Origin of the sequence: Psychrobacter sp. N25K4-3-2 (genome assembly GCF_015351755.1) — a bacterium.
Classification (GTDB): Bacteria; Pseudomonadota; Gammaproteobacteria; order Pseudomonadales; family Moraxellaceae; genus Psychrobacter; species Psychrobacter glaciei.
The window spans coordinates 267,329-284,544 of the sequence record NZ_JADKLX010000001.1; the positions used below are offsets into that span (position 1 = coordinate 267,329).

The 17,216-nt window shown below is 44.5% G+C and carries 17 protein-coding genes and 1 pseudogene; 11 read left to right on the forward strand and 7 right to left on the reverse strand.

Annotated features, from left to right (window positions below):
• Positions 1-2: 2 nt before the first annotated feature.
• Both IOD06_RS13540 and pdxA read right to left on the reverse strand, forming a co-directional pair.
• Positions 3-392: a DUF6122 family protein gene (locus tag IOD06_RS13540; RefSeq protein ID WP_227669830.1), complete on the reverse strand. Its 390-nt coding sequence runs from the start codon at positions 390-392 to the stop codon at positions 3-5.
• A 331-nt stretch (positions 393-723) separates the two neighbouring features.
• Positions 724-1,812 (reverse strand): 4-hydroxythreonine-4-phosphate dehydrogenase PdxA, encoded by a 1,089-nt coding sequence (pdxA, locus tag IOD06_RS01025; protein ID WP_189581735.1) that lies wholly within the window; start codon positions 1,810-1,812, stop codon positions 724-726.
• A gap of 334 nt (positions 1,813-2,146) precedes the next feature.
• On the opposite strand from pdxA, the gene dnaB reads away from it, so the two are divergent.
• The 3 genes from dnaB to argF all read left to right on the forward strand — a co-directional run bounded on the left by dnaB (position 2,147) and on the right by argF (position 5,939).
• Positions 2,147-3,550, forward strand: coding sequence for a replicative DNA helicase (dnaB, locus tag IOD06_RS01030; protein ID WP_010198448.1), 1,404 nt, complete (start codon positions 2,147-2,149; stop codon positions 3,548-3,550).
• 150 nt (positions 3,551-3,700) lie between these two features.
• A complete protein-coding gene (gene alr / locus IOD06_RS01035) occupies positions 3,701-4,807 on the forward strand; it encodes an alanine racemase (protein ID WP_194618633.1) in 1,107 nt (368 codons plus the stop codon).
• Between the two features lie 214 nt (positions 4,808-5,021).
• On the forward strand, positions 5,022-5,939 hold the full coding sequence (gene argF, locus IOD06_RS01040; protein ID WP_010198425.1) for an ornithine carbamoyltransferase: 918 nt from the start codon (positions 5,022-5,024) through the stop codon (positions 5,937-5,939).
• Between the two features lie 116 nt (positions 5,940-6,055).
• On the opposite strand, the gene rpiA is transcribed toward argF, so the two are convergent.
• The 5 genes from rpiA to IOD06_RS01065 all read right to left on the reverse strand — a co-directional run bounded on the left by rpiA (position 6,056) and on the right by IOD06_RS01065 (position 9,916).
• The gene (gene rpiA, locus IOD06_RS01045; RefSeq protein WP_189581730.1) at positions 6,056-6,715 is read right to left on the reverse strand and encodes a ribose-5-phosphate isomerase RpiA; all 660 of its coding nucleotides are present in this window, start codon (positions 6,713-6,715) and stop codon (positions 6,056-6,058) included.
• A 140-nt stretch (positions 6,716-6,855) separates the two neighbouring features.
• Positions 6,856-8,166 carry an arsenic transporter gene (locus tag IOD06_RS01050; RefSeq protein ID WP_194618634.1) on the reverse strand — a complete coding sequence of 437 codons (1,311 nt, stop codon included), beginning with the start codon at positions 8,164-8,166 and terminating at the stop codon, positions 6,856-6,858.
• A gap of 175 nt (positions 8,167-8,341) precedes the next feature.
• Positions 8,342-9,100 carry an arsenical resistance protein ArsH gene (gene arsH / locus IOD06_RS01055; protein ID WP_194618635.1) on the reverse strand — a complete coding sequence of 253 codons (759 nt, stop codon included), beginning with the start codon at positions 9,098-9,100 and terminating at the stop codon, positions 8,342-8,344.
• Entirely contained in the window at positions 9,093-9,494 is a 402-nt protein-coding gene (gene arsC, locus IOD06_RS01060) for an arsenate reductase (glutaredoxin) (protein ID WP_010198418.1), read from the reverse strand. Before arsC ends, arsH begins: the two co-directional genes overlap by 8 nt.
• A 53-nt stretch (positions 9,495-9,547) precedes the next feature.
• Positions 9,548-9,916 carry a helix-turn-helix transcriptional regulator gene (locus tag IOD06_RS01065; protein WP_194618636.1) on the reverse strand — a complete coding sequence of 123 codons (369 nt, stop codon included), beginning with the start codon at positions 9,914-9,916 and terminating at the stop codon, positions 9,548-9,550.
• Between the two features lie 185 nt (positions 9,917-10,101).
• Between IOD06_RS01065 and ilvA the strand changes: the two genes are divergently transcribed.
• The 8 genes and pseudogenes from ilvA (at position 10,102) to IOD06_RS01105 (ending at position 17,160) form a co-directional block, all read left to right on the forward strand.
• The gene (gene ilvA, locus IOD06_RS01070; protein WP_010198415.1) at positions 10,102-11,655 is read left to right on the forward strand and encodes a threonine ammonia-lyase, biosynthetic; all 1,554 of its coding nucleotides are present in this window, start codon (positions 10,102-10,104) and stop codon (positions 11,653-11,655) included.
• A gap of 391 nt (positions 11,656-12,046) precedes the next feature.
• A pseudogene (locus tag IOD06_RS13690) lies at positions 12,047-12,205 on the forward strand (excalibur calcium-binding domain-containing protein); the annotation flags it as partial.
• A 185-nt stretch (positions 12,206-12,390) separates the two neighbouring features.
• Positions 12,391-12,831 carry an RNA-binding S4 domain-containing protein gene (locus IOD06_RS01080; RefSeq protein ID WP_010198411.1) on the forward strand — a complete coding sequence of 147 codons (441 nt, stop codon included), beginning with the start codon at positions 12,391-12,393 and terminating at the stop codon, positions 12,829-12,831.
• 326 nt (positions 12,832-13,157) lie between these two features.
• Entirely contained in the window at positions 13,158-13,655 is a 498-nt protein-coding gene (locus tag IOD06_RS01085; RefSeq protein ID WP_189581700.1) for a low molecular weight protein-tyrosine-phosphatase, read from the forward strand.
• Positions 13,656-13,748: 93 nt separating this feature from the next.
• The gene (gene murB / locus IOD06_RS01090; protein WP_227669831.1) at positions 13,749-14,897 is read left to right on the forward strand and encodes a UDP-N-acetylmuramate dehydrogenase; all 1,149 of its coding nucleotides are present in this window, start codon (positions 13,749-13,751) and stop codon (positions 14,895-14,897) included.
• A gap of 34 nt (positions 14,898-14,931) precedes the next feature.
• Positions 14,932-15,660, forward strand: coding sequence for a YdcF family protein (locus IOD06_RS01095; RefSeq protein ID WP_227669832.1), 729 nt, complete (start codon positions 14,932-14,934; stop codon positions 15,658-15,660).
• 146 nt (positions 15,661-15,806) lie between these two features.
• Positions 15,807-16,103 carry a cbb3-type cytochrome oxidase assembly protein CcoS gene (ccoS, locus tag IOD06_RS01100; RefSeq protein ID WP_189581694.1) on the forward strand — a complete coding sequence of 99 codons (297 nt, stop codon included), beginning with the start codon at positions 15,807-15,809 and terminating at the stop codon, positions 16,101-16,103.
• 103 nt (positions 16,104-16,206) lie between these two features.
• On the forward strand, positions 16,207-17,160 hold the full coding sequence (locus tag IOD06_RS01105) for a sulfite exporter TauE/SafE family protein (protein ID WP_189581691.1): 954 nt from the start codon (positions 16,207-16,209) through the stop codon (positions 17,158-17,160).
• Positions 17,161-17,216: the final 56 nt, after the last annotated feature.

Below are 17,216 nucleotides of genomic sequence, written 5' to 3' on the forward strand. Positions count from 1 at the left end.
CATCAAGTGCTTGTAGCTCTGACTAACCATTCCACCAACTCACGAGCAGGAGCGTCATTCAAACACTGTGGGCAATTCAGATAGGTCATTACGCAGTCGTTCAAATCAGTGAGAATATGCAGTAATAATCCCAAACCAATTATTTTATACGGCTTAGGTAAAAACAACATAGCTGCATATACTGCCATCGCATAATAAGTATGGAGTGGATGAAAGTTAATACTGCATCGATTGGGCGAGAAAATAGGTGTGGCTAGTAGGTGATCTAGATCCACTAGCATAGTTGCTAACAAGATCAAATATACGCGTTTATAGTCATTACGAAAAAATGTATAGGCGATAATCAACGGCATACCGAAATGTAGAAAATAATGGATAACGGTTTGAATCATCGTTTTTTCCAGCTCAAGATAGTTTGCAGTGGCACATCAATCTCAGATAAAACATAAGGCATTTTTCGCCTTCCGAATGCATATGAAATATATTCATCATACACTCACTTCCTCTTTATCGTACCTGTCCAGAAAACAGCTAGTCCTGTTAGGGTATACCCCAAGGGAACCAGTCATTTCACCCTTTAAACCTATTAACAGACCACTTAAAATAGACCGCTATAATGGAACCACTTATATTAGAGTGTTTTTGATGATGCATAGACAGATAGGCATTGCTGGCACTAAAGTGACCCAATACTGCGTGACAATTCTCGCTAAGGCACCAGTTTTATACAAGAGGTCTATTAATAAGCGATTTATCCGCCATCTCATTTGCCATCAATAATGCTTGGTATAAGCTAGTGGCACTTGCACCTCCACGTCCCGCTAAATCAAGCGCCGTACCATGATCGACCGAGGTACGAATGTAAGGCAATCCCAAAGTTAGGTTGACCGTATCACCAAAGCCATGCGATTTTAGCACCGGCAACCCTTGGTCATGATACATAGCAATCACTGCATCACAGTTTGCTAAATGTCTTGGGGTAAATAACGTATCCGCTGGCATCGCCGTTGATATATTGACGCCTGCATCAATAAACGCTTGTAATACCGGATTGATAATCTCAATTTCCTCGATGCCCAAATGCCCACCCTCGCCTGCATGAGGATTAAGACCACAAACCAAAATGCGTGGCTGCATTAAGCCAAACTTCTCTCGCATATCATCGATGACGATTTGTACTGTTTGGCGGACATTGTCAGCAGTGATGGCGGCAGGAATATCTTTTAGTGCCAGATGCGTGGTGACGAGCGCCACTTTCATGGCTTGATTAGCAAGCATCATGACGACTTTCTCACAGCCACTTTGCTGCATAAAAAACTCGGTATGACCGCTAAACATCGTGCCATCGAGCAATTTTATACCAGCATCTATCAAGGCAGATTTTTGCAATGGTCCTGTGACGATAGCAGCAACTGCTTTTTTGGTTGCCAACTGATGGGCAACTGCTAATTGCGTGGCAACCATCGCTGAATTACTGATATTAATTTGTCCATGAACGACTGGCACAGCACAAGGCGTATTCAGCAGAATAAAAGCACTATCGCTGTTCAAAGTTTGCTGTGATAATTGACTTAAAAAATCATCAGTTTCTATATTTGCATCCATCGTTTGCCAAGCTGGACAGCTTTCGAGTACGCCTGCCATTACAAGTGTATCTGCGCGCTTTTGCATAGCGGTGCTATCTGCCGTAACCCAAATGGGACGTTCAAAATCTTGCAACTTGCCTTCAGCTGCTAATAGCAGTACGACGTCCATACCAATACCAGCAGGCTCACCTGTTGTAATAAGCAGCGGCAGTCTTTTATTCGTCATAACAATGACCTTATTTTAAATTAAGTAATTGATTTTATTGTATTTATAATTAAACTTGTCATATTCTGTATCTGGGCGTTATATTCTGTTTCACAGTCTAGGAATTTCTATAACTACGGATTTAGTTATTTATCTCGTCTAAAAAAAGCACATAATGTGTTAAACTTTCGCCTCTGATTGTAGCATTTACAAGCAAGCGCAAGACCGCATTTTATTACTTTTTGAGTTTTAGAACTTCTTATATTCTGGTATTTTTACCATAGAGTATGCCTGACTTGTTTTGCTACATGACCAACCCACATTCTTATACCGATTTTTAACTCATTAGGCACTCATGGCAGATACTGAAAAAACCGACGACTTACTCAATCAAACCCCGCCGCACAATATCGATATTGAAAAGGCTTTGCTTGCGTCTTTGATGAGTATCGAAGAGGCGTACGATAAAATTGCGGATATCGTCACAAAAGATGACTTCTACGCTGGACGACATCAATATATTTTTGATGCCATTGCCCATTTAGCAGCCGTCAATGAACCTTATGATACGGTCATGGTGCACGACTGGCTAGAAGCGCAGAAATTACTCAAAGGTGCAGGTGGTGACAGTTACTTAGCAGATATTCTGAGCCAAAGTCCCGCCACTTTATTCAACCTCACCGCTTATGCCCAGCGTGTACGTGAGCTATCTACTCTACGCCAACTGATCACCACTGGCAATGAGATGCTAGCGCTTGCCTATAATCCTAAAAGCCAAAGTGTTAGTGATATTTTGGACAGTGTCGAGGGCAAAATATTTAGTATCAATGAGCAGCACAATAAACGTGCCGAACAACGTGGCCCTGTGGGCATCACCTCTGTGCTGACCAATGTCATCGATAAAATTCAAGAGCTTAAATCCAATCCCGACGGCATGATTGGGTTGCAGACGCCATTCGCTGAGTTGAACAATAAAACGCAGGGGCTGCAAGCAGGCGATTTGATCATTGTCGCCGCCCGTCCTTCTATGGGTAAAACCACCTTTGCCATGAACTTGGCAGAAGGGATTTTATTTAACGAAGATTTACCAGTTGTGGTGTTTTCGATGGAGATGCCCGCAGAGTCTATTGTCATGCGCTTGCTGTCATCGTGGGGTGCAATCAATCAGACGCACTTGCGTTCGGGACAAATGAATGAAGATGAATGGGCAAAAATGATGAACGCCATTCAACACCTCCAATCAAAACACTTGTATATCGATGACAGTACTGCCCTGCCACCATCTGAGATGCGCTCACGCTGTCGCCGTATCGCCAAAAACCATGATGGCAAGCTTGGTGCTATCGTGGTCGATTACCTGCAGTTGATGAAAGTACCCAATCTCGATGGCAACCGTGTGGGCGAGATTTCTGAGATTTCTCGTAGTCTAAAAGCACTGGCACGTGAGCTTGAATGTCCCGTCATTGCGTTATCGCAGCTTAACCGCAGTCTAGAGAACCGCCCCAACAAACGTCCTATCATGTCGGATTTGCGTGAATCGGGTGCGATTGAGCAGGATGCCGATTTGATTATGTTTATCTATCGTGATGAGGTTTATAATGAGAACTCAGACCACAAAGGTGTGGCTGAAATTATTATCGGTAAACAACGTAACGGCCCTATCGGTACGCTACGGTTAGGCTTTGAAGGTCAATTTACCCGCTTTATCAACTTAACGCCCGAGTACTATCAAAACGCCAGCTTTGAAAATGATGAATAACCAATCTTATAAGGTTTAAGTTTGATAAAGACGTAGAGGTTTGAGCATCAATTAATAAATAATTTTTTAGAAAATAGCCAGTGCTGCATTAGCCAATTGATGCCGTACTGGCTTTATAACTTCATAATTCTACTCATAAAGAAGGCGATTATGCGCACCATTACTATAAAACCAAAAGCCATTACCCATAACCTCAATCAAGTAAAACAACGAGCACCGCAGTCTAAAGTTCTGGCGATGGTCAAATCCAACGCTTACGGGCACGGCGTGGCGGCAGTCTTGCCAGCATTACAGCAAGCAGATGGCATCGGTGTCGCCACCTTAACTGAAGCGCTAGAAGCCAGAAAATTGGGGTGGAATAAAACCATAGGATTGGTAGAAGGTGCGTTTACCGCCGATGAGTGGCAGCAGGCCGTTGAGCAAGATATAAGCTGCGTGATTCACCACGAGCCACAATTGGAATGGGCACTACAAAACATTCCTCCAGCCAATAGTGCGACTAGAGTGGTTTGGCTTAAATACAATACGGGTATGAACCGTTTGGGCTTTAATGCCGAGGGCGTGCTGTTGGCGGCTAAGCGTCTACATGAAGCGGGATATCAGCTGATACTAACCACGCATTTTGCCAATGCTGATGACCGTGACCACCCATTAAATGCGATGCAAATTCAGCGTTTCTCAGACGTATTATCGACTTTACAAAGTACTATTAGCCCAGATATCAAAGGCTCATTGTGCAATTCTGCTGGTATCGTTAATTTTCCAGAGCACCATTATGATTGGGTACGTCCAGGCATCATCTTATATGGTAGCTCACCTGTTACTGACCAAAGCGCACAGGAATTAAACTTGCAAGCAGCGATGGATTTTAGTGCTCAAATCATTGCGCTACAGACTGTCAGTGCCAATGATGCTATCGGTTATGGTAGTCGCTGGCAAGCCAAGCAAGACACTAGAACGGCATTAGTGAGTGTAGGCTATGGAGATGGCTATCCGCGTGTGGTCACAGGCGACGCTTATGTCACGGTCATCGATGCCGATAGCACCCAACACTACCGCTGCCCTGTGATTGGGCGTGTGGCCATGGATATGATTGTCATTGATATCAGTAACGCGCCTGAGAGCCTTGCTTTGGATAGTAAGGTGGTATTATGGGGCGATGCGCCACGCGTCGATGAAATCGCAGGACATGCGGGCACGATTAGCTACGAGCTACTTTGTCGCCTCAGCATACGTCCAAAGCGTGTACTGGCGTAGTCATCGAAACCTATCAGGATTTAACGGCTGACTACTCTGTTTAACGTATTTGGTGAGCCATTGAATCTTGATAAAATTGCCCGTTTACATTGAAAGTAAATACGCTATACTAAAAGTTTGTTGTCAACCCAGTATACGCACTGAACACACATTGACGCGATGCTATTGAACACTGATGATGTTTCACTGACTGCGATCGACTGCTAGGATTACTATGAGTTTGCGCCATTTTTTAACCTTATCTGATTTAACCAAACAAGAACTAGAAAACCTGATCAAACGTGCAAGCGAGCTGCGTAAGATGCAACACGCAGGCGAGATTTATCAGCCTTTTGTGGGTCGTACGCTTGGCATGATATTTGAAAAGTCATCGACTCGTACCCGTATCTCGTTTGAGACAGGCATGGGTCAATTTGGTGGCAATGCCATATTTTTATCACCGAACGACACACAGCTAGGTCGCGGTGAGCCCTTAGAAGATTCAGCACGTGTTATCTCTAGCATGGTTGATATCATCATGATTCGTACCTTTGGGCACGAAAAAGTTGAAACCTTTGCTGAATACTCAAGTGTACCTATTATCAATGCGTTGACCGATGATTATCATCCCTGCCAATTACTGGCAGATATGCAGACCTACTATGAGCATCGCGGCAGTATCGAAAACAAAATCGTGACTTGGGTTGGTGATGGCAACAATATGTGCTCATCATTTATGCAAGCTGCCAATCAGTTTGGCTTTGAATTACGCGTGGCAGCGCCTTATGGGTTTGAGCCTGATCCAAAGCTCATGGAGCGCTTCTCGCATTGCGTCAGTCTAGTAGAAAACGTGCAAGATGCGGCAAAAGACGCCAATTTAATCGTCACCGACGTGTGGGCAAGTATGGGGCAAGAGTCAGAGCAAAACACGCGCGCGCGTCGTTTCGCGCCTTATCAAGTAACACCTTCTCTATTGGATAAAGCTGATCCTGAAGTGGTGTTTATGCACTGCTTGCCAGCCCATCGTGGCGAAGAGATTTCCCATGATATGCTAAATGATCCCCGCTCTGTCGTTTGGGACGAAGCCGAAAACCGCTTACATGCCCAAAAGGCATTGATGGAGTTTTTGCTAAAAGATAAGATCAAAATTTAAGAAATATAGCGATAAGCTATTTATCAACGAGCAAAAAACAAAAAGGCAAATCACATCTACAGTGATTTGCCTTTTTGTTTTTTGCTATCAATTCGGTACATTATGATCAAGAAATTTTAACGAGTAAGTGTTATAACCCCATTACTACCCGCTTTTAACAACACATCGGCTTGGTTGGCGGCAAAGATACCATTACAAACCACACCAACGATATTGTTCAGCTCTTTCTCAAGCGCTATTGGATTGCTCACATCTAAGTCATACGTATCTAAGATGACATTGCCATAATCGGTGACAAAATCATCACGGTAAACAGGATCGCCGCCCAGACGAGCTAGCTGCCGCGCCACATACGAGCGTGCTTGTGGTAATACTTCGATCGGTACTGGGAACGCACGGCCCAGTATTTCGACACTCTTACTCTCATCGACCATACATATAAATTTATTAGATGCCGCCGCGACGATTTTTTCACGCGTGAGTGCCCCGCCGCCGCCTTTGATCAATTGCAAGTGTTCATTGACTTCATCAGCACCATCAATATAAACATCTAGCGTACCAGCAAAGTTCAAATCGACTATTTCAATGCCAAGCGCACGAAGCTTATCTTCAGTCACTTGTGAGCTGGCAACCGCGCCAGCAAGCTTTAACTGCGGCAAGAGCTCAATCAAACAGTTGACCGTACTGCCTGTGCCTACCCCAAGTATCATACCGTCTTCGATATAGCTTAGCGCTGCTTTGGCGGCGGCTTGCTTCTGTGCTTGCTGATCACTCATCATAAATCCTTGGTAAAATAAACGTATCGTTTTAAAAAAGTAAATGGCAAAAGAGGTAAAATGCGCGGCTATTATAACCGATGACTTTAATGGATGTCAGCGTATAGCCGGTTCTGATAGCAAGATATCACGTCAATCTTTTACAATCGAGATAAATGTGGCAACCAAAATACCAAGGCTAGCAGCGTGGCTAATAATACTGGCGGTGTAATAATTAGCCCGATTTTCATATACTGCCCCCAGCTGATTTTATAATCTTTTTCTGCCAATACATGCAGCCACAATAAGGTTGCCAGACTTCCAATAGGCGTAAATTTTGGACCCAAGTCATTGCCAATCACATTGGCATAAATCATCAGCTCACGAGTAGCGGCAGGTACTTGCGCGCTATCAATCGCTAATGCGCCTACTAAGGTAGATGGCATATTGTTCATGACTGAAGCCACAATAGCGGAAAGAAACCCAGTCCCTAATGTTGCTATGAGATTGCCTTGCTGCCCTAACCAAGTTAAAACGTGAGCACCATAAGCGGTTAACCCTGCATTACCCAAACCATAAACCACCAAATACATACCGATTGAAAACAACACGATCTGCCAAGGCGCTTTACGTACAATGTTAGACACAGAAATAACGGCACCTCGACCACCTTGCCACCAGCGACCTGCAATTGCCATCAGTAGTAGCGCGGCGACTCCGGTGACGAGTGAAATAGGCAATCCCAAGGACTCCGTTGCAAAATAAGCAACCAGTAATAATGCCAATAGCGGAAAAGCCGCTCTAAAAACTAACGGATCTTCGATAGCAGACATTGGCGCGCTAAGATTGACAATGGCATAGTGTTTTGGGATTTGACGAGCATATACCACCCATAGCACTGCTAATGTCGCGATGACAGAGACGATGTTTACCGGCACCATGACCGCCGCATAACGTCCAAAGCCAATATCAAAATAATTGGCGCTGACGATATTGACCAAATTAGACGTAATTAAAGGCAGGCTGGCGGTATCAGCAATGAAGCCGGTCGCGATGATAAAAGCCAAAGCGGATGGCGGTGAGAACTTAAGCCGTAGCAAGATAGCAATGACAATCGGTGTCAGGAGTAGTGCTGCACCATCATTGGCAAAGAAGGCTGAAATAAACGCGCCCAATATCACAATCATGGGAAACAACAACCGCCCTTGCCCCTTACCAAGTCTGGCCACATGTAGAGCCGCCCAACCAAAAAATCCTGCTTTATCTAAGATAAGCGAGATAATAATAAGCGCCACAAAAGTAAAGGTCGCATCCCAAACGATGTCCCATACCACACCGACATCGGATAACTGCACCACGCCGAAAGTCAAGGCGATCAAGGCACCGCCCATTGCGCTCCAACCAATGCCCAATCCTTTAGGCTGCCATATCACCAAAACCAAAGTCACGATAAAAATAATGAGTGCGAGCATGGAGCAACCTTATTTACAGCGTATTTATTATATAGTCAGTGAAAAGCAATATCGATACATCATGCACTGCTGATATCAATTTTTCTTGCTTGCTGTGCCTGAGCAGACAGAGGCTACAAAAAATTAATATCAGCAGTGCCGTAGCGTTTTTAGGGTGTTTTGACTATATAAGAGATTAGATCGATTTTTGATTGACACGTTGCGACACTGCTTCAGCGTTTTCAACCCGTTCTGAATAGCGATCAGTCAGATAGGCTGAACGCCCACGAGTGAGCCAAGTGAACTTCACCAACTCTTCGCAGACATCCACAAGACGCAGGTATAAGGACGACTTATCCATACGATTATCGTCGTTAAATTCTAAAAAGGCTTTAGGAATAGATGATTGATTCGGGATAGTAATCATCCGCATCCAACGCCCAAGAATACGCAATTGATTGACTGTATTAAAGCTTTGGCTGCCACCGCTGACTTGCATCACGGCTAAGGTCTTACCTTGGGTTGGACGTACGCCACCCAGTGATAACGGAATCCAATCGATTTGTGCTTTCATAATACTAGTAATGCTGCCATGACGCTCTGGACTGACCCACAGCATGCCTTCTGACCACTGCGCCAGCTCGCGTAATTCTTGTACCTTTGGATGGTCGCTATCAGCATCATCAGGCAACGGCAAACCCGATGGATTAAAAATCCGCACCTCGCAGCCATACCAACGCAGTAAACGGCTAGCCTCTTCAGCCGCCAGTCTAGAAAAAGAGCGCTCACGTAGCGAACCGTATAGCACCAATATCTTGGGTGGGTGTCGTGGGTCGTTTGGCGCAATCAAAGACTCAATATCAATAGGTTGTATATTGAGTGAATCAATATTGGGCAAGTCACTTAGATTAGACAAGTCATCTACGTCAGGTTGCCCTGTATTAACCTTAACCATGATGTAGAACCTCTCCATCTTCTTTAGTAAAGCTACTGACTGGATTTTCTAATAATTCAAACACACGCTCTGAAGGTCGGCATAGCGCTGCGCCCTTATTGGTGAGCACGATAGGACGGTTGATTAAAATAGGATGCGCAATCATGGCATCGATAATCTGATCATCAGATAGCTCAGGATTATCTAATCCCAATTCATCATTAATGGCTTCCTTACTTCGTAATAACTCTCTTGGGGAGATGTTCATCTTTGCCAACAGCTCTACTAAGTATTCACGGGCTGGTGGAGTTTTTAGGTATTCCACGACTTCTGGATGCTCACCAGATGCCTTCATGATGGCTAACGTATTACGAGAAGTACCGCATTTTGGATTATGAAAAATTAAGGATGTCATAGCAATTTCACCTATTTTATCGATGTAATTTATTAAATGGGTTTGGCTTGGTATTAGTTTAAATGACTGTCTTCATTGTCAGATATATCACTTTCACATCCGTTTAAACTGCTCATAAGCGATGCGCATAATTCTGGATGTCCTGCACAACAATCTTGCAATAAAAACTGCACAACAGCTTCCATATGCGACAATGAGGCGCGATAGATTATCTGCCGGCTGTGCCGTTGAGAGACTACCCACCCCGCTCGTGCCAGCACCGATAGGTGCGCTGACATGGTGTTATGTGGCACTGACAATTGACGGGCTATTTCACCCGCAGGCAGACCTTCAGGCTCTTGACTAACAAGCAACCTAAAAGCCTTAAGACGAGTATCTTGAGAGAGCGCCGCAAAGCTTGCGATAGCATTAGTTATTTCCATATGTCCAATAATATAGACATATGGAAATAATTCAATGTTTTTTAATAAAATATTTATCGACAACCAACCTCATCTTTCATCAAAATTTTAAATCATGCAAAAACTGCAATTGTGTCTTGCAAGATAGTTAAAATCAGCATAGGCTAATCTATTTCGTTTTTATATTCACTTTTTTAGGAATCATTATGCTGTCACACTGGGTACGAGCCATCTTGCAAGCCACCGTTTATGACGTTGCTATTCAAACGCCACTAGAAGCGGCACCCAAGCTGACCCAACGTTTTGCTAATGATATTCGTTTTAAACGCGAAGATTTACAACCGGTCAAGTCCTTTAAATTACGCGGTGCTTATAACCGCATTAGCCAATTGAGCGATGAGCAAAAAGCGCGCGGTGTCATTTGTGCTTCAGCGGGCAACCATGCACAAGGGGTTGCCTACTCTGCGCGCAAATTATCGCTTAACAACATCATTGTCATGCCGACCACCACACCCGATATCAAAGTGGATGCGGTGAGAGCACTGGGCGGAAATGTCGACTTACATGGTGATAGCTTTGACCAAGCCAACCGCTATGCGATTGATCGTGCTGAGCGTGAGGGCCTAACCTTTATTCCACCTTACGATGATGAGCTGGTCATCGCCGGACAAGGCACCATTGGACTTGAGCTGACCCAACAATGGCGTAATATGGATTACGTCTTCGTCGCAGTTGGCGGTGGTGGTCTCATCTCAGGTGTCGCCGCATTCTTAGGAGAAGTGGCGCCGCATGTCAAAGTCATCGCCGTAGAAGCGGAACAATCAGCCTGCTTAAAAGCCGCACTCGAAGCGAATGAACGCGTGAAACTTGAGCAAGTAGGACTCTTCGTCGATGGTGTGGCCGTTGCGCAAATTGGCGAGTTGCCTTTTGAGGTAGTACGTACTCAAAAAAGTGATAACTCAGGTCCTGTGGTCGAACCTGAGGTCGTTACTTGTAGTAATGATGAAGTCTGTGCCGCTGTTAAAGACATTTTTGAAGAAAACCGTAGTATCGTTGAACCCGCCGGTGCACTGTCTGTTGCTGGCATGAAAAAATACATTGAAGCTCATAATCTACAAGGTAAAAACTGCGTCGGTATTATTTGCGGCGCCAATATGAATTTTGATCGCCTGCGTTATATCGCTGAGCGTACTGAAATTGGTGAGAAAAAAGAAGCCATTTTTGCCGTAACGATTCCTGAGCAAACTGGGGCGTTCTTAAACTTCTGCCGTAGCCTACATGGACGTAATATCACTGAATTTAACTACCGTGCCGATAGCAAAAAATCACCAGACTCGATGGAACCTGCGGCGATATTCGTCGGTATCGCCCTAAAAGAAGGGGATAAAGAACGCAAAACCATCAGCAATCAGTTGGCAGATGATGGTTATACCGCGCATGACCTAACCGATGATGATATTGCCAAATCACATATCCGTCATTTGATTGGTGGTCACGCACATGTCGAAAATGAGCAACTGTTAAAGATTGCCTTTCCTGAACGTCCCGGGGCGTTGCTTACTTTCTTAGAAAAGCTGGGCGATGATTTTAATATTACCTTGTTCCATTACCGCAATCATGGTGCTGCTGAAGGCCGTGTGTTGGTTGGTCTACAAGCCTCTGAAAGTAATTCACGTTTATTACAAGACGCCCTACTTGATATCGGCTATGACTGTACGACTATTACCGACAATATCGGCTATCAACTGTTTTTGAAATAAACAGAATAGCGATAAACCATCCTCTAACATGGCCGTTTTTTAATGGATTAAAAAATGGCCATTAATAAATTCGTAGAGGTTGTTCGTTTGTAGAAATAATTAACTTATAGTGATTATAATGTAGCGGTTATAAAATAATGTAGCGGTTATAAACAGGTACTGAACGATGATTAAGAAAATATTAATAACCGTTATATTGCTCGTTTTAGCACTTGTGGGTTATAGGATGCTTCAACCTAAAGACGCCATGAACACTCCTACCACTGAAGTTATGGCTGACCGTTCTGCTAATGGTGCTTTCACATCTACTGACTTCGATGATATATCACCAACCTATGTCGATTTAGAGGCAACTTCATCATCAGTTTCAGTGGTAAATCCAGTATTAGCGTCACAAACAACCGTGGCAAGCTTTTCGTGTGACGGTAGAAAACATTGCTCCCAGATGACATCCTGTGCAGAAGCGACTTACTTCTCCAACCACTGCCCCAACACAAAAATGGATGGCAACCATGATGGTATACCCTGTGAGAAACAATGGTGTAAATGATTTTATATAAAGCATAAATTGAGCGACTGCTATGCATGTTACATCAATAGCTAAGTCGAAGCTTCCATGCTCAGCACTATTGGCGATGAAAATCTACTTTTACATATTTTAATAGCTTTCTGCTCTTTCAATTGGCAAAAAAAGCACCATTATTATCTTACTTTATTGATATCTATGAGGTTTTGATGAGTAAACACAATAAAAACCACAATCAACCCAGCCATAGCCAACCTGATGCTGTGCGTATGCGTCTTGATAAATGGTTATGGTCAGCGCGTTTTTATCGCACCCGTACTCTTGCCAAAGAAGCCATCGAGAGCGGACGAGTACATTATGCAGGTAGTCGTGTAAAGACCAGCAAAGAGATTGCCGTTGGAGATGAATTGAGTATTCGCCAAGGCTCAGCCACCGCCATGACTGAAAAAACCGTCATTGTCGAATCGCTAACAGCGCAACGTGGTAATGCAATTGCCGCGCAAGTATTGTATTCAGAGACTGAAGAGAGCGAAGAGCGTCGTGCTTATCATGCTGAGCAGCGCAAACTTGCCAACCTTGCCCGCCCTGATAACAAACCCAATAAGAAAGAGCGCCGCGACATACAACGTTTTAAGAACAAACAAGACTAACAGCTATAGTCAAACCCACTATAAAAGTGTGACAGCGTTAACCCCGCTTGAAGTATGACCTATACCTCTGCATTCGGTTGCCTTGTACCACTTTCAAATTAAACCGACTATACTAACGTTAATAAATCATTCTATCTCTAAAGGCTGAGCTGCTTTTAGAGATAATCGCTTGCGTGACCCTATTGTTTAGCTTCTACCCTTGCCATTCAAGGTATTAAGCGTTACGCTGATTACTTATTTATCTACTAGATAGCATGCTCATAAACCGCATCATCAATGCCGGTTTTTTATGGCATGTTTTTTTTGTTGTAAGAAAAGGTCATATTATGCTGATGAAAACTTGTACCCCATCGTCCGTATTATTGGTTTGTTTAGGGAATATTTGCCGGTCACCAACTGCTGAGGAAGTTTTTCGTCAGCAAGCGGCGATTGCAGGCTTATCGATCAAGGTAGATTCAGCAGGCACTGGCGACTGGCATATTGGTCATGCGCCAGATGAGCGTGCACAGCGCCATGCAAAAGCATACGGTTACAAAATCAACAAACTGGTTGCCCGCCAAGTAAGTGCTGATGACTTTCGTAATTTTGAGTTAATACTGGCAATGGACACGCAAAATTTAGCCGACCTACAAGCCATTAAAGACAGTCTATCGGATACAGATGACAATTTAGCAAAGTTGGCGTTATTCAGTGAAGAAGACCCTACTTATGGCGGCGATGACGTGCCCGACCCTTATAAAGGCGATAGCGATGCCTTTGAAGAAGTGATTGAACGGATTGAGTCAAGCGCACAGGCTTGGATCGAAAGTTGGAAGACTTGCTAGCGAGACCGTCCATATTTATGCTACTTTTATAGACTGTATCCTTTATAATAAACACCGCATCATTTTTTGTTTATTTGCCCCATAGGCTATGTTATGACCTCAGCTGTGCATCTTGAATCCCGCGACCAACACCCTGTATCAACTGAGTTACCGATTGACTTATTCAGTGCTCAGGCGGTCGATTTGTCGCATGGTAATACTATGGCGTTGGCCTGTGTCGCTGACGCTGTCGTGACCTTGACAGACGAGGCGCAGCTAGACGTTTTTATGACAAGCTATGTCAATAATTCTGGGCATAAGCCATCGTTATTCGTCTTATCTGGCGGTAGCAACGTGTTATTGCCCGCGCAGTTAACGGCGACGGTATTACAGCCACAGATGCGTGGTATTCATCTGACTACTCAAACTGACGATTATGTTGATATTGAGGTGATGGCGGGTGAGAACTGGCATGATTTAGTGGTTCATACTGTTGAGCAAGGCTGGTATGGATTAGAAAATCTGGCACTGATACCTGGTCTAACGGGTGCAGCACCAGTACAAAACATCGGCGCTTACGGTGTCCAACTAGAGGACTGTTTACAATACGTCCGTGCTTATCATTTGCCAACTCAAACGTGGCATCGTCTATCGCTGACAGACTGCCAGTTTGGCTATCGCGATAGTATTTTTAAGCGCACGCCTAATACATGGTTGATCAGCCGCGTTGGCTTTAGATTGCATACCGATACCAGCAGAATTCTAGCTAATTATGGCGATGTGTACACAGTGGCGCAGCGCTATGCTGAACAGCAACATCGTGAGCAACCCACTCCCGCCGACGTCATGCAAGCGATCATCGATATTCGTCAGCAAAAACTCCCTGATCCTAAGCAGCTGCCTAATTGTGGCAGTTTTTTTCAGAATCCTATTATTCCTCAAGCACAGTTTACTGCCCTACAACAGACTTATCCTGCTATCGTTGGCTACCCTATGCCCGAGGCAATGGTAAAGGTTGCTGCTGGTTGGTTGATTGAACAGGCTGGTTTAAAAGGTGGCGGTATCGCCCCTATTGTCACCCATCAGCAGCAAGCACTGGTGCTGACCAATCACACCCCTTATCGAGCAACCCAAGATGATGTGGCGACAGCTCAGCGCTATATCGCTGCTACCGTATATGAAAAATTTGCCATTCAGTTATCGCGTGAGCCTGTTTGGATAAATGCAGACGGCTCCATTGGGTATGATGAGCATGTGGTCTAAGCGGCTATTATCTAAGCGATTATGGCGATACTATTTGCGATCAGCCGAACGTATGGTGAAGCTGTTTCGCATCATTAACGTCACCTTTTTGCTCGGCTCAACCTCTGTCATTTTAGTGCTCATTAGCCTATTCACTCCGCTATTTTCGCAAGCGGTCGTTTATGTATTTATGCTTTTGCCATTGCCCAGCATGCCATCGGTCGCAAAGAGTTCTCCACCTACCGCTTATGTGGTTTTGGGTGGTGGTCTAACCAACGATCACGACAACCAAATTATCCTCAATAATTACAGTCTCAATCGTGCTCGTACCGCTGCCACTGCTTATCATGATTTACCCTTGCCTATTGTTCTCAGTGGTGCCGAAGCACCTTGGCTCGGTCAATGGCTCATCGAGCATGGCATTGATGGTCTGATAAGCGAAAACGCCAGTATGAATACGTGCGAAAATGCCCGCTTTACGGCTAAGCGCATTCCGCTACATCATGTTTATCTCATTACTGATGGCTACCATATGGCACGTGCCCGCAGACAATTTTCTCTAAATGGTATCAATAGCACTCCCATCGAGGCACCATTACCCGTCAGGCGTGATTGGATGAAACCAGCACAAAACCTGAGTCACTCACGGCGTGCCGTTTACGAAATCGCGGCCTACTTGCGAGATGTGATACGTCCGCAGATAGACTGTCGCCATGCGAATGACGTGACGTCCGAACAGCTATTGACACCCAGAGGTAATGCCGCAAAAACGCCTGTGCAATAACGTCAATAATTGGTTCATGCCATGGTTGGTTTCCGTGACTTATATTTTCCAAGGATTCGCTACATCACTTTTACCTCTACAAGTCATCCATTACACTGATGACAAGTGTATTATAATGTCAGAAACTGCTATTCAAGAGGTTTGCCATGCTCAGTATATTTTTATTAATTCCACTAAGTTTAATGCTGTTTGTGGTCGCCATCTGGGCAGTGCGTTATGCGGTCAAATCAAACCAATTTGAAGACTTAGACAATGCTTCACAACGCATTATATTAGATGATCGTCAAGAACGTCGACAAACCATGCAAGCTCATGAGCCGTCAGCACCAAGTACGCAAATTGACAGTACCATCCCAGTGGATGATGCTGTCAATGACCAATCAGCTCATACTGATATCACGGCGATTGCGCCTGCTGATATTGATAGCACACCCAAAACATAGCTTTAAAAACATTTTGCCTTTGCACGCCTTGCTGTTCATTTTTTTCTCAGTGACCAACTATAAAAGTAGGCTCACCTTTCGCCATTTTTAGGAGAAGTACCCCATGACCACAGCTTTACTCGTTGCGGCATTACTAATGGGATTTTTTGGTTCACCGCATTGTTTAGGTATGTGCGGCGGTTTGGTGACGGCTTTTGGTCTGTCTATGAAAGACGTTAGCCCCGCCAAACGCCGCGCTCTTGTGGCCACTTATCATTTAGGGCGTCTTAGCAGCTACGCGCTATTGGGTTTAGTCGCAGGTCTGATTGGTACGACAGTATTAGAGCCATTGATGCGAGGCAATAATATGCCGCGTATCTTATTAGGTCTTGTGCTGGTTTTTGTTGGTGTGACCATGCTTGGCGCGCCATTTTTGACCAAACTTGAGCGCTATGGTATGCGTTTTTGGCAGTATCTCAGTCCACTGCGTCAAAAAGTGTTTCCTTTAAACACCTTTCCACGAGCATTAGCCGCTGGTCTGTTGTGGGGATTTTTGCCTTGCGGTTTGGTTTACGGCGCTCTACTGATTGCAGTGGTTGCCCATGACCCATTAAGCGGTGCAGCATTGATGTTCGTCTTTGGTCTGGGCACAGTACCAATGCTGGTTGCGACACACGAAACCGTTGGCTGGCTACGCGACAAGATTGGACGCTTTCGTCTACGCCAGATGAATGGCGCACTGATGGTAGTGTCAGGTATGGCCGTCATTGTCGTGCCCTTAGTCATGGCAAATATGCATGGTGGGCATGATATGTCCAATATGCATGGCGATCATATGCAAATGAATGATTCACAAATGATGGACATGCCCATGGATGGATCGATGAATCATGGCAGCCATTCTGCGACGACGACTGATGCAGATACCAATGCCCATCATGATATGAGCCAAATGAATCATGACATGACACCCCCTATGGATGACACCATGAATCATAGCATGCACGATATGGACAGTATGACCAGCGAAGCAGACATGCAAAATCATCATGAAGCGATGATAGAATCTGCTGAATAAAGAATCAAAAGTCATAATCAAAAAAAGCCCTTAACATCAATCATGACGTTAAGGGC